This is a genomic window from Rhodoferax lithotrophicus (genome assembly GCF_019973615.1).
GTDB lineage: Bacteria > Pseudomonadota > Gammaproteobacteria > Burkholderiales > Burkholderiaceae_C > Rhodoferax > Rhodoferax lithotrophicus.
Window position 1 is genome coordinate 2993830 of sequence record NZ_AP024238.1, and the last position, 12861, is coordinate 3006690.

Below are 12861 nucleotides of genomic sequence, written 5' to 3' on the forward strand. Positions count from 1 at the left end.
TGCTTGCGCTGATAAACCTTCCGCCAACGCTCAAGCGCATTGATTCCCCACATCAGATTGACACACTTGCCGCTGCGCTGGCCATTCGCGTTGTATGGCCTCCGTCAAAACACTCGGCCAAATACGGCTGTTGGCCCCCCTTTCCGCCCCGGCGGGGGGTGGAGAGGGGTTGGAGGTGAGGGGGGGATTACATCACTATGAATTAAATAGCTACTTACGCAATAAATATAAGCCCTAGAAGCCAATTCTCTATATAAAAACACCGAAAACATATCTTTCCAGCCCCAGTGTTCGCTATCGCACTGAGAAACCGCTCCATTCAAGCCACAGTGGATGCCGGATTTACCCCTATCAACTGGAGACTTATTTATGAACACCCCTCTCGGACTACGCATTCTGACCACCACCATCGCCGGCGTGATGACCATCTCCATGGTGGCCTGTGGCAAGACCGACGATGCGGCTGCCACGCCTGTGCCCAGCACCACGGTCGGCACGGAAGTGGATGACACCCTGTTGACCACCCAAGTCAAAGCGGCCCTGATGGACAGCATGGAGGTCAAGAGTTTTGACTTCAAGGTGGAAACTCGCAAAGGTGAGGTCATGCTCAGCGGTTTTGTGGAAAACCAGGGTCAGATCGACCGGGCCGTGGCTATCACCAAGGCGGTAGCCGGTGTCAAATCCGTGGACAACAAAGTCAGCCTGAAAGGCGGCGCAACCACCATTGGCACCAAGATTGACGACAGTGTCATCACCACCAAACTCAAAACGGCATTGATGGCCGACACCACGGTCAAAAGCGCCGACATTGCCGTGGTGACACGTGATGGCCGTGTACAGCTCAGCGGCTTTGTAGACAACCAGACGCAGATCGACCGGGCCATCGAAGTGGCCCACAGCATTGAAGGGGTGACCCAGGTCGGCAACGACATGGCGATCAAGAAATAGGCAAACCCGTCATGCCGGTCTGTTCCGGCATGGCACCCGCTACTGGCGCAAACGCACGTCACAGAGCAGGCGGTCAATCTCTTTCTTGACCACGCCATAACATTCGCAGGCGCTTTTCTCCAGCCCGGCGCGATCCACCACCGCAATGTGGCCCCGGCGGTAGCGGATGTAGCCCATGTTTTGCAAGTGCCCGGCAGCATCGGTGACGCTTTCGCGGCGCACGCCCAGCATACTGGCCACCAGCTCCTGTGTCATTACCAGCTCACGCGCCTCGGGCATGCGGTCCAGCGTCAGCAGCAGCCAGCGGCACAGTTGCTGCTCTACCGAATGGTGTCGGTTACAGGCGGCGGTTTGCGCCATTTGGGTCATCAGCGCCTGGGTGTAGCGCAGTAGCAAATGTTGCAACGCCCCGGCATGGTCAAATTCTGTTTTCAGCACATGGCGATCCAGCCGGTAAGCGTGGCCTGCCGTTTGCACCACCGCCGAGCTGGAGGTGGTGTCGCCCCCCATGAACAGCGAAATACCCACCACCCCTTCGTTGCCCACGCCCGCCGTTTCGGCCGAAGCCCCGGTCTCAGTCACATAGTGCAACGACACGATGGCGGTGGTGGGAAAGTAGGCGTGGCGCATTTGTGTGCCGGGGTCGTACAGCATTTGCCCCAGTGCCAATGGCACCAATTCCAGTTGGGGGCTCAGCAGCTCAAAATCTTTGGTCGGCAAAGCCGCCAACAGATGGTTTTGATTGGGGTTATGAAGTGCAGGCATGTTGTTTTTCCTCCCTGATCGCGGCTTAGGGTTTGGCTGTGAGTTCGACCCCAATGCCCCGGTAGCCAACAAAGCGGCTGCTGCTGTTGAACATGGGCTCGCCGCTGACCTGAAAACTTTGTAGGCTGCCGTCGGCCAGGGTGCGGTGAAACACCAGGTCCAGAAACGGCTGGCGCTGCACGATGGTGGCGCGCAAGGTGTCACGCTCGGTCTCATTCCAGCCGCTCAGCGTTGCCGGATCGGCTTCACCACGTAACGGCTCCACCTGCAGGCCCAGCATTTCCAGCACCGGGCCGGACACCTTGGTGAAATGCCCGTCTTCGTCTTGCTCCCAGTACCAGTCTGAGGCCAGCTCGGTCAGGCTGCGGTAGCGGGCCTCGCTCTCGCGTAATTCGGCGGTGCGCTCGGCCACGGTGGCTTCCAGCAGCCGGTTGTAGTCGGCCAGTTTTTGGTACAGCAGGCGCACTTCCAGCATGTTGTAAATGCGGGTTTTCACCTCGACCAGGTCAAACGGCTTGCTGATGAAATCTTTGGCCCCGGCCAGCAGGGCGCGCAGTTTGTGGCCCGGCTGGGCGGTGAGCACAATCACCGGCAGGTAAGCGTCGGTGACGTTGGTTTTGAGCCCTTCCATCACCTGGAAACCGTCCATCTCGGGCATTTGCAAGTCCAGCAGGATCAGGTCATACGGATGTTTGCGGTGCAGCGCACACACCTCTTGCGGCTTCATGGTCGAGCTCACCTGGGTGTAGCCCGCCTCCGCCAGCAACTGCTCCAGCAGTTGCACATTGGCCGCTTGATCGTCCACGATCAGGATGCGGGCTTTGTGAATTTCGACCGTCATGGGCATGATGGTTTCCTCGGGTTGTTTTTAAAGGGCTATTTAGCTATATAAATAATAGCTATTAGCGCTTGATTGACAAGCATCAGAAGGCATTTTTATATTTAAAAATACCTTCACATCCGGGCCTGATGCCTGCAAGCGTCATGCTCGGCATCATGCCTGTGGGCAGGGCTTCAACTCTGTGCGCTGGCGTACGCAGCCTGATGCCAAGATAGAAAAACCGCCCCGCCCGCGCCTGGGTACGCCAGCACACAGAACCTGAGCAAGCTTACGCCTAAGCTGCGTTTGAGTCTGACCTGTTTTAAACCCTTTTGAAGGAGCCCTCCATGAGCTTGGGAACCATACTGTTGATCGTGCTGATTTTGATGCTGATTGGTGTCATACCCACCTGGCCCCACAGCCAGAACTGGGGCTATGGGCCCAGTGGCGGCTTGGGGCTGGTGCTGATTGTGGTGGTGGTGCTGCTGTTGACCGGGCGCTTGTAAGGACGGCCCATGATGCGCACTGCTACCTCACAACGGTTCGCCTACGCGGATCAGCAGCTCCCAAAGACGAAGGGTGTTATGGTTTGTTCGGCGACTGTGCATTCAACACAGGCCGATTGAAAGCCCCCCATGATCCGCCTGAAATTTTCGATTGAACTGAATTACAGCGTCTCGCAGCCCGATGCAGATTTCATCTTCAGCATTCACGCCGCGCAAACAGCCCATCAGAGCGTGGTGAGTGAAATGCTGGTGATCAATCAGCCCCTGTTGCAAAGTCTCTACACAGACCCCACAACACACACCCGCTTTTTGCGGATCAAGGCCAACACAGGCCCCCTCAGGGTGCACTACGCCGCCACGGTAGACCTGCACCACTACAGTGAACAGCCTGAGAAGCTGGGTGAATTGCCTGTGGCCGAGTTGCCCGGTTATGTGCTGCCATTTCTCTACCCCAGCCGCTACTGCCAGTCTGACCGGCTGGTGCGTCTGGCCATCAAGGAGTTTGGTCACTTGTGGCGGGGTTACAGCCGGGTTCAAGCCATCCGCGACTGGGTGTTGAACCGCGTCACCTTCCAGCCGAACAGCTCCAACAGCAACACCACCGCGGTGGATACGCTGGTGGAAGAGGTTGGTGTCTGCCGCGACTTTGCCCACCTGATGATTGCACTTTGCCGGGCGGTGAACATTCCAGCGCGTTTTGCCACGGGCATCGACTATGGTGCATCCCCCATCCTGGGGCCAACCGACTTCCATGCCTATGTGGAGGTTTATCTGGATGGGCGCTGGTACATCTTTGATGCCTCAGGCGTGGCCATTCCCATGGGGTTTCTGCGCTTTGGTACCGGCCGGGATGCCGCCGATGCGGCCTTTGCCACCATCTTTGGTGATGTACAAGGCTCGGCCCCGGTGATCCAGATCGAAGCCGTTCCCAACCAGCAAGGTCTGCTGGTGGTGCCGCAGCATGTGCCTTACGCGCTGTCCACTGACGGGCCGTGAGCCCTAGGCCCATGGGCTTGACCAGCACGTTATACAGGCCCCCGCATCATGGAAAATTTTCCTATTGTCTGTGTAGGGGGCTCAGCAGGCGGGCTTGATGCCTACATCCGCCTGCTGAAATGCCTACCCGCCGACATGGGGGTAGCAATTGTGATCGTCAACCACATCACCATCATGCCGACCCAACTGCATGAGGTGTTGCCGCGTTTTACACCCATGCCGGTCGAACTGATCACTGAAAACCTGGTCATTGAGCCCAATCATGTGTTCATCATCCCGGCCAACCGGGATTTACATGTGGAAGACGGCGTGTTTCATCTGAAGCCGATTTCCAAGCCACGCGGCTGGCCCGACGTGATCACCGTTTTTTTGAAGTCACTCACCGCGTATTGGGGCGGCAAACTGATTGCGGTGATTGTCTCGGGCTATGACGGTGACGGTGCGGCCGCCCTGTGCGGCATCAAAGAGGTGGGGGGCATCACCATTGCACAAAAGCTGGAAACCGCCAGCCAGCCCGACATGCCCGAGAGCGCCATCAACACCGGCTGCATTGACTTTGTGCTGTCGCCAGAAGACATTGCCAAGGAAATTGTGCATATTGCGCGGAGTGAAGCCAAAGCCTCTTAAGGGTGGTTGTGTATGCAAGCGCACCGACCAAACGTCTGGCGCTGGCTAATCTGCGAGGCGAGTCTGAATCAGGCTCGTGATTGCATTTATTCACTTCATCCCAAAGGAAATCTCATGAACAAAGATCAAGTCAAAGGCCAGATCAAAAACATCGCTGGCAAGGTACAAGAAGCCACTGGCAAGTTGGTAGACAGTAAATCGCAGGAAGTTAAAGGCATCAAGCTGCAAGTGAAAGGCGAAGTCCAAAAGGGTTATGGCGATGTCAAAGAGGCGGTCAAAGATGCCCGTCATGCCGCGCACAACACCACGAAATCGCATGTTTGATACCCACTCACTTTCTCACTCACCACGCTAAGGAAATTTTCATGAACTATGTAGAACAAGACAATTACGGCATGTACGCAGTGTCTGACAGCAACGGACCAGGTCCACGACTGATGGGTGCTGACACCCTGATGGGCAACGACGTGTTCAACCGCCAGGATGAAGACCTGGGTGACATCAAGGAAATCATGCTCGATGTGGCCGCTGGCCGCATCAGTTATGCGGTGCTGTCGTTCGGCGGCCTCCTCGGTATGGGTGAAAAATTATTTGCCGTTCCTTGGGAAGCGTTGACTCTTGACACCGACAACAAACGCTTCATCCTGGATGTGGCCAAAGACCGGCTGGAGAGTGCCCCCGGCTTTGACAAGGACAACTGGCCCAACATGTCAGATCAAAACTGGGCCAAGGATGTCCACACCTACTACGGCACCACACCGCCCGAAGTGGTGATTCTTTGAGCGCTGACTAACGATCTTGTCGCAGTGCGCAGCACCAACACAGCGTTGGTGCCCCCAAAGGCAAACGAGTTGGACAACATGGTGCGCACGCCATCCTGACTGCGCGCTTCGTTGGGCACGTAATCCAGATCACATTCCGGGTCTGGTAACTGCAAATGCAAGGTGGGCAAAACCACCTGGTGCTGCATCGCCAGCAGTGACAAGGCACATTCCAGTGCCCCGGCCGCACCCAGCAAATGCCCATGCAGCGCCTTGGTGGCGCTGACCGGTATCTGGTAGGCCCGCTCACCAAAAACCGTCTTGATGGCAGCGGTCTCCACCGCGTCATTGGCCAGCGTGCCGGTGCCATGGGCGTTGATGGCATCCACTGCGGTCAGGTCAATTTCGGCGGAGTTCAGCGCCGCAGACATGGCGGCAGCTTGGCCCACCACGCTGGGCCGGGTGATGTGGCCGGCATCTGTCGTCAGCCCGTAGCCCAGCAGTTCACCCTGAATGCTTGCGCCGCGTGCCATGGCGCTGTCCCAGGCTTCCAGCACCAGCAGGGCGGCCCCTTCGCCCAACACCATGCCGCTGCGATTTTTAGAAAACGGTTTGCATGAGGTGGCCGGTGCATCGGCGTCCACGGTCGCCAGCGTGTGTAACGCCTCCCAGGCTTTCATGGAGCCAAAGGACAAGGGCGCTTCAGAGCCACCGGCAATCGCCATGTCAACCGCGCCACTGGCCACCCGCAGCCAGGCCTCACCGATGGCCACAGCAGACGACGAACAGGCGGTGGAATAGGTCAGGTTCGGGCCGGACAAGCCATGCTCAAGACCGATCCAGGCGGCGGGGGCGTTGTGCATGCCGGCCAACACGGTGAACGGTTTGATGCGGTCTGAGCCCTCTGCGTAAAGTGTTTTGTAGCCCTCGTCATTGCTCAGTGTGCCGCCCATGCCGGTGCCCACAAACACACCCACCCGGCTGCGGTCGACCTGGGCCCAGTCGATGTTGGCATGGGCCAGCGCCTGGTTGGCGGCAACCACGGCCAACTGGCTGACGCGATCCAGCATGCGTAATTTCAAAGGCTCAAAATGTGCAGCACCGTCAAACTGCGCCGTAGCCGCAATCGGGGCCAGCAGCCGTTGGGCAAATGGTGCGTTGATGCGGCCAATGCCTGAGCAGCCATCACGCGCGGCCTCAAACGCGGCTTGCGCACTGTTGCCAAGGGGCGAGACAACCCCTATGCCGGTGACAGCAACACGCCTCATACAGCGGGTAAAACAAGGTCAGCGATAGGGTCGGTCTGTATTTTGCTTTTGTGCTGAGCCACGATCAGCCCATCAATAAAACCAACCACATCACCGAGCGTGGTGAGCTGCACCGCATCCGGCGGCAACGTCACCCCAAACTCATCTTCAATATTGAACAGCAGCTCAGCCGTGCCGAGTGAGTCAATGCCCAACTCTTCCAGTGGCGCGTCAAGCACCAGCAGGTCGGGTGTGAACATGTAGTCCTTGATCAGAATGGTGCGCAAGCGCTCGAAGGTCGTTGTCATGGTGTGCTCCTGATGGTCATAGATCGTGTTTTTCCGCCCCATATCGCCGCGAGTGGCAAGAGCCCGGGCCAGACTCGAACCAGCGCCATCAGCGGCGCGGCCCATGCGGGGCGCATCGCCAGGTGCGCCAATACCGATGCCAGGCGCAGACGGCGCGCAAACTGCCGGTGCCAGTCTTTGGCATAAGCATGACTTACAGCGCGCTGCCATGTCACATCACGCAGAGTGGGTTGAACACCTGCGTCAATCAGGTGGGCACACAACAGCCATGCCGACTGAAAGGCCATGCTCATGCCTTCGCCAATGATCGGGTGCGCCTCGGCGGCCGCATTGCCAATACGAAAGACCGGGTCGTCTGCACGCAGGCGGATGCCCGTTGCCAGTGGCCCAGTGCCCAGCCACGCCCCGACGCGCGTGGCACTCAGCAATGCCGCCCGGACACCCGCGCACTCACGTTTCAACAAGGCCTCCACCACTTCGCCCGCAGATGTGCCGGGAGAAGCCTGACGCAGTGCGGTCAAGCGGTCACGGCGGATACAGCAGGCCAGCGTCAACAGGCCCTGGTCGGCCAGCACCATGCCGCCATAGCCCCCCTCAAAGGACAGCACCGGCAGCAAACCCGGTGGGAGCGACGCGCCAGAGAAGTTGGCCTTGAAGGCCAGCAGGTCACTGACGTTGCACACATGTTGCAGCCGGTCAGATGGCAGCGGCTCCCAGGATCCGTGGGCATCCACCGCCACCGGTGCATGCAAGGTGAGGAGTGCTTTGGTATCGACACTGCGCACCTCACAGCGCCACTTGCCTGGGCCACCGTAGAAGCCTTGCAAAGTCCAGGGTTGCATCACCTGCACCCCGTTGCTTCGAGCCTGCTCAAGCAGCAAGGTATCCAGCGTTTCGCGCCCCAGCGCCCTACCCCAGCGGAAAATGCCGTCGTCCGCCGGTGGTAACTCGGCCACCACGCTGCGGCTGCCACGCATCAGTGCCACCTGGCGCAGTTCAGGGCCGGCTAGGGCAGCAAATGCAGCTCCGATCCCCAGCGTTTCCAGCAGCGGCAGGTTACTGGCAGCCAGACATTCACCACAGATTTTGCGGCGAGGAAACATTTGCTTCTCAATCAGGGCAACACGCCAACCCGCCTGGGCCAGCCAGATGGCGGTGCTGGAGCCAGCGGGGCCAGCACCCACAATGACGGCATCGAAGTGGGTTTTCATCCGTTTAACCCAGTTAACCCAGTGCGCTCGGCACGCAAACAATGGCTGAAAAGACCCGCAGAATATTCCTGTACGTTCCAAAGTTTGCCCTGGTGTGGCCAAAGGGCGCTGAGCTCATGGCCGTTAAAACCGGCATGTACGCTCAGCACCGAATCTTCACGGGTCACATGGTTGACCCCAATCGCGCCAATCAGGTGGCTCCCGGCCAGTGCCAGCCAGTTGCGGTGGGGCTCGCAGGCAAAAAATCCAAGGCTTTTGTGGGCAACAAAACGCAGGATCGAATCCAGTTGAGCCCCTTCAAAGTGATGCAAGAAGAGATTCGCCACGATCAAGTCCCAGGGGGCATGTACCGCGTTCCCACCCAGGTCGGCAGCCCAGTCGAGCACATCACCCACCTCCTGAGTCACGGCCCAACCCACTTCGCTGTAGTGCGCAATAGTGCGCGGGTCGATCAGCGCCTGGCGATCCAGCAAGGTGAGATCAACCCCTGACCAGCTGGGTGTAAGGGCCTGAGCCACCCCCAGCATCAGACTGCCATCACCCGCGCCGATTTCCAGCACCCGCAGTGGCCGCGCTTTGGGGTGTCTGGCGGTCATGGCCCTCAAGCCTCTCAGCACAATGCCGCGCGTCCCCATGGCATGGTGAACACGTCGCAAATCCCTGCGCGAACGTATGGCATCGGGGTGGTCTGGGGGAAGACCGTCAAGCACTTCCATTGATACAACTCTGGGCATCATTCATCAACCTTCAACAAGGCACCGTGGCAACTGAACCCGGCACCAAAAGACGACAACCACCACCAGCCACCGGGTGCGTCGTCGGCCAGCGCCGCTTCCAGCACAAAGTAGACAAAGGCACTGGACAGGTTGCCGTACTCGCGCAGCATGGCCGCGCTGTAACGCAAGTCGGTAGCCTTGAGCTTGAGACCGCGCTCAACGGCCAGCAACACGTCGCGCCCGCCCGCGTGCAGGATCCAGGCGCTGATGTCGTCCGTGTTTAAACCGGCCCGCCCCAGCACCGTGGCCAGCACCTGCTGCGCATATTGCGCTGCCAGCGCAGGCACCTCGCGCGACAAGATGTTGCGCAACATGCCGTCGCGTTGCTCGAACTTCAGTGCCTGGCGCTGGGCTGGGATGGTCAGAGAGCTGCTGTCAACCCATTCGATACGCCGACGGCTTGGGGTGGCATGGCGTGACAAAACGGCGGCTCCCGCACCATCGCCAAACAGGCAGGCACTGATCAGCACACCGGGGTCGTTGTCGAGGTACATGGCGGCGCTGCTGACTTCCACACAAACCGACAACACGTGGTCGCAGGTGTTGGAAGCCAATAACGCATAACCCAGGCGCAAGTTGGGCAGCGCTGCCGCACAGCCCTGACCGACCAGATCAAAGGCCTGAACATCGCCGCGCAACCCAAGAGACTCCACCACATAACCCGACAGCCCTGGGCACAGGTAACCGGTACAGGTGCTGACCACCACCGCGTCGATGTCACCTGGCTGTAAACCGGCCTGGGCCAGTGCACGCCGGGCCGCATCCGCAGCCAAGGTGGGCGCGTGTGTCACAAAGCGTTGCGCCAAGGTGTTCGGGTCAATGTGGAACACCTCGGCCAAGGTGTCCACGGCGAGGCGGCGAGCCTCAATGCCGTTGTCACGCTGCAAAACGGTGCGGGCAATCAGGTGCGCACGTGAATCAAGCCGGGCGTACCAGTCGGATGCCTGAAACGCCACCAGGCACTCGGCCTTGGTGTAGCGCGCTTCAGGGGTAGCTGTGCCGATGCCGCTAAGGTACATGGCTGAACGGGTGGTCTGGCTCAAGCTGTACGGATATCCTTGAGATCGCCTACCGCCTCCTTGATGACATCCTGGGCGATAGCTGTTTCCTGTTTGCTGTGTGTCCGGGCCACCCGCACCACCTGCCCGCTCTTGGCAAAAAAACCCGATACGGGATGCCTGTATTCAGTCATGTTCATTCTCCAGAGTGTGACCATGGGTGTTGGTCGAGCCCTGAGCCTAATTTTTAAAACCAGGTTGGTCGGTGTGCTGGCGAACACAGGCTTCAATCCCGGCCAAAGAGTGCTGCGGCATCGTACGCAAACACACAGATGAACTCGCGTCAACTCATTAACCTTCCGTACCGAGTAAGCAACTGCTTGCTTGCGATGCAAGTTGTCCACTTTTTAGGGAATCCATCATGAACAAACATCAAATCACGGGTCCTTGAAGGGGGAACCATCCCATCGATTTACTTTACAACAGCAAGGAAATATCACCATGGCACAACGCGCCGAATACATTGAAAAGATGGAACTTCAACTCGATAAGTTGAATAAAAAAATGGAAGGGCTTGAAACCACAGCACAGGAAGCGAAAGAAGAAGCCCGTCAAAAATACAAGGATGAAATGGGCAAGTTGCGTGCACAGTCCAAAATTGCAGCCGCCAAACTTGAAGAACTAAAAACAGCCAGCGTAGATTCTTGGAAAGGTATGGTCAACGACATGGAAAAAATGCATGATGCCTTGACGCATTCGTTTTTTTCACTTTTTCAAACTCCCGAGCCTGCTGCATCTACAGCTAAGCATGAGAAAAAAGACAGTTCAAACGATGGCAAGAAGGGATAAATCCCATGTGGCCTGGGCGATATTCCGCCCCGGTCATTAAGTTGAGTCTCCACAATTTCAGCCAGGCCCATCGCCTAGCTGAGGTTGCTGGACTGGTGGCCAGAAGAAACCGCCTGGGTGGCTGACAAGTCGCCGCCCAATGGCGCGCACAATGGCGTCACGTCCTTCCCCGGTAATGCTGTGGGCTTGCAGGGCCACACGAAACGCCAGGTAAAAACTCACCCCGACATTCAGCACACCAATCAAGGGCAGGCAGGCTATGACCCACCACAGGGCTGGCTCGCGAAGCACGCCCCAGCCCAGCGAGGCACAGGCGGCGGCCAATTGCCCGGTGGACAAGGTCACGTGCCGCACGTCCAATGGCAAGCCCAGAAACGCCAGCACCGGCGGTACCAGTCCCAACATAAAACCCAGCGACACGTTGGACGCAAAACCCGAGATGTGGTACAGCATGAAATGGGCAAAACGGTTGGCCCGCTCCACCCCCAGCCAGCGGGTCACACGGGGGTTGTAGCGCAGGGCGGATGCCAGCCGATGCAGCACAAACCAGTTTTCCACCCAACCGGCAATGATGCTGCTGGCAAACAGCAAGATACCGGTGAATGCGGCAAACAGCAGTGAGGGCCCCAGCAGCGTGAGCGAGTGCAGCACATAGTGGGCGCTGGACGCGTTGATCATTGGCTCGCCGGTTACCCCTTGTATGAGCATGGAAAGCGCCAGCACCACCGGAAATACCGCCAGCACATTGCCTACCACGGCAGCGACTTGCGAGCGCACCAGGCAGGACACTTCATCAACAAACCCCTCGGCATCCTGCGGCTCGCCCATGTCCTTGAGCTTGGCGGCCATGGCGGGTGCGGTCATGGCGGGTTGTTTGGTGGCCAAGGTGAAATGCATCAATTGAATGACCACAAAGCTTGCCGCGTACACCACGCCTGACCAGAAGCCAAACCAGAAGCTGGCCAAGCCCATGGCCATGACAGCAAACTTCAGGGCCGTGGTGAAGGCCGTCAACACCCCGCCACCAGCCGCTTGACGCAGCATGGCCTGGTACTCGGCAGAGGTGCGGGTGATGTAGTGCTCCCCCGTGACCGAGCTGCGTTCGGCCACCTTGGCCGCCAGCAGCGAGGCGCTCACTCTCAGGAGTGCGCCGATGCTGGCGCGCTCCTGGCCCACCAGCACCAGCTGTGACAGCAACCGGGCGCTGTGGCGATAGTCTGGATCACACAACAGGCAGTCCAGCAGGCTGCGAATACGCAACACCCGCTCACGCAATTGGCGCAGACGAAACACCACATCAACTGAAATACCATGGGTATCCAGATGGGTGTAGACAGTGGCGGCAAAAGCGCGACAAGACTCCAGTTGTGCCTTGAATTGCTGCGCAGCCTCGTCGGTATGTGTCCCCGCCAGCCAGGCCTCACGCAAGGTCAGAAAATTGGACGACAGCACATGAAAAGGGCTGGCCTCCAGTTCTGAGGCACTCATGCGCAGGCGAATTTCCGGTGAAAACCCCGCCGACTGAACCTGGCTGGTGCAAAACGCCAGCGCATCCAGCAAGGTGCACTGCCAATAGGTCAAATGGGGTGTCAGTCGTGCATGGTGCCGATGGGCTGGTGCGGACAACAAATCGGCCAAGCGCCGCAGGGTGGCATCCGGCAGCGCCGCGATCCACTGGGCATCCACCGCACCGGACAAGGCCAGTGCAAACAGCTCCGATGCATCCGCAGTCTCGGGCGACATGGGCAAGAGCTTGAGGTGCAAACGCTGGATGAACTCACTCAACAAAGCGTTGCGGGATGCAAAACCGTAGTCGGCCAACAGCGTGCTGCCATCCAGTGCCCGCACCAGTTGCTGCCACCACAGGTGCAGGCTGGCCAGAAGGTCGGGGCGGCTCTGCAGAACATCGAGCAGCAACTCGACACGGGCGACACAAGACGGTGCACTGGTTGCGTCGCCGCGAATCCAGTCCAGCAGGGCGATCAAAGACAGGTGTTTTTGCACCAGCTCGGCCTGTGCGTCCAGCGTGCCCAACATCTGCGCCAGATC

At 58.7% G+C, this 12861-nt stretch carries 16 protein-coding genes; 7 read left to right on the top strand and 9 right to left on the bottom strand.

Annotated features, from left to right (window positions below; all coding sequences use genetic code 11):
- Nucleotides 1-369: 369 nt before the first annotated feature.
- Nucleotides 370-948, top strand: a complete 579-nt coding sequence (locus tag LDN84_RS13795) for a BON domain-containing protein (RefSeq protein ID WP_223904023.1) — start codon at nucleotides 370-372, stop codon at nucleotides 946-948.
- A gap of 39 nt (nucleotides 949-987) precedes the next feature.
- Here the strand turns inward: LDN84_RS13795 and LDN84_RS13800 are convergent, their stop codons facing one another.
- Nucleotides 988-1713 carry a Crp/Fnr family transcriptional regulator gene (locus tag LDN84_RS13800; protein ID WP_223904024.1) on the bottom strand — a complete coding sequence of 242 codons (726 nt, stop codon included), beginning with the start codon at nucleotides 1711-1713 and terminating at the stop codon, nucleotides 988-990.
- Nucleotides 1714-1738: 25 nt separating this feature from the next.
- On the bottom strand, nucleotides 1739-2560 hold the full coding sequence (locus tag LDN84_RS13805) for a response regulator (protein WP_223904025.1): 822 nt from the start codon (nucleotides 2558-2560) through the stop codon (nucleotides 1739-1741).
- A gap of 320 nt (nucleotides 2561-2880) precedes the next feature.
- On the opposite strand from LDN84_RS13805, the gene LDN84_RS13810 reads away from it, so the two are divergent.
- From LDN84_RS13810 to LDN84_RS13830, 5 genes are all read left to right on the top strand, one after another.
- Nucleotides 2881-3039: a DUF3309 family protein gene (locus tag LDN84_RS13810; RefSeq protein WP_223904026.1), complete on the top strand. Its 159-nt coding sequence runs from the start codon at nucleotides 2881-2883 to the stop codon at nucleotides 3037-3039.
- A gap of 129 nt (nucleotides 3040-3168) precedes the next feature.
- Nucleotides 3169-4035, top strand: coding sequence for a transglutaminase-like domain-containing protein (locus tag LDN84_RS13815; protein ID WP_223904027.1), 867 nt, complete (start codon nucleotides 3169-3171; stop codon nucleotides 4033-4035).
- 48 nt (nucleotides 4036-4083) lie between these two features.
- A complete protein-coding gene (locus LDN84_RS13820; protein WP_223904028.1) occupies nucleotides 4084-4662 on the top strand; it encodes a chemotaxis protein CheB in 579 nt (192 codons plus the stop codon).
- Between the two features lie 114 nt (nucleotides 4663-4776).
- Nucleotides 4777-4986 carry a CsbD family protein gene (locus LDN84_RS13825; RefSeq protein ID WP_223904029.1) on the top strand — a complete coding sequence of 70 codons (210 nt, stop codon included), beginning with the start codon at nucleotides 4777-4779 and terminating at the stop codon, nucleotides 4984-4986.
- 41 nt (nucleotides 4987-5027) lie between these two features.
- Complete coding sequence (locus LDN84_RS13830) at nucleotides 5028-5444, top strand: PRC-barrel domain-containing protein (protein WP_223904030.1); 417 nt, start codon at nucleotides 5028-5030, stop codon at nucleotides 5442-5444.
- Here LDN84_RS13830 and LDN84_RS13835 read toward each other — a convergent pair.
- The 6 genes from LDN84_RS13835 to LDN84_RS13860 are packed head-to-tail and all read right to left on the bottom strand — an operon-like array spanning nucleotide 5408 to nucleotide 10157.
- Complete coding sequence (locus tag LDN84_RS13835; protein WP_223904031.1) at nucleotides 5408-6691, bottom strand: beta-ketoacyl-[acyl-carrier-protein] synthase family protein; 1284 nt, start codon at nucleotides 6689-6691, stop codon at nucleotides 5408-5410. The two genes, LDN84_RS13830 and LDN84_RS13835, sit on opposite strands and share 37 nt — an antisense overlap.
- Nucleotides 6688-6978, bottom strand: a complete 291-nt coding sequence (locus tag LDN84_RS13840) for an acyl carrier protein (protein WP_223904032.1) — start codon at nucleotides 6976-6978, stop codon at nucleotides 6688-6690. Before LDN84_RS13840 ends, LDN84_RS13835 begins: the two co-directional genes overlap by 4 nt.
- Complete coding sequence (locus tag LDN84_RS13845) at nucleotides 6975-8189, bottom strand: NAD(P)/FAD-dependent oxidoreductase (RefSeq protein WP_223904033.1); 1215 nt, start codon at nucleotides 8187-8189, stop codon at nucleotides 6975-6977. Before LDN84_RS13845 ends, LDN84_RS13840 begins: the two co-directional genes overlap by 4 nt.
- Nucleotides 8186-8905, bottom strand: coding sequence for a class I SAM-dependent methyltransferase (locus tag LDN84_RS13850; RefSeq protein ID WP_223904034.1), 720 nt, complete (start codon nucleotides 8903-8905; stop codon nucleotides 8186-8188). Before LDN84_RS13850 ends, LDN84_RS13845 begins: the two co-directional genes overlap by 4 nt.
- A gap of 17 nt (nucleotides 8906-8922) precedes the next feature.
- Nucleotides 8923-10008, bottom strand: coding sequence for a type III polyketide synthase (locus LDN84_RS13855; RefSeq protein ID WP_223904035.1), 1086 nt, complete (start codon nucleotides 10006-10008; stop codon nucleotides 8923-8925).
- Nucleotides 10005-10157: a hypothetical protein gene (locus LDN84_RS13860; RefSeq protein ID WP_223904036.1), complete on the bottom strand. Its 153-nt coding sequence runs from the start codon at nucleotides 10155-10157 to the stop codon at nucleotides 10005-10007. The genes LDN84_RS13855 and LDN84_RS13860 overlap by 4 nt, the downstream gene beginning before the upstream one ends.
- A gap of 307 nt (nucleotides 10158-10464) precedes the next feature.
- Here LDN84_RS13860 and LDN84_RS13865 point away from each other — a divergent pair, with 307 nt between their 5' ends.
- A complete protein-coding gene (locus tag LDN84_RS13865) occupies nucleotides 10465-10812 on the top strand; it encodes a sll1863 family stress response protein (RefSeq protein ID WP_223904037.1) in 348 nt (115 codons plus the stop codon).
- A gap of 57 nt (nucleotides 10813-10869) precedes the next feature.
- Here the strand turns inward: LDN84_RS13865 and tlpB are convergent, their stop codons facing one another.
- On the bottom strand, nucleotides 10870-12849 hold the full coding sequence (tlpB, locus tag LDN84_RS13870) for a transporter-like protein TlpB (RefSeq protein ID WP_223913003.1): 1980 nt from the start codon (nucleotides 12847-12849) through the stop codon (nucleotides 10870-10872).
- Between the last annotated feature and the right edge of the window lie 12 nt (nucleotides 12850-12861).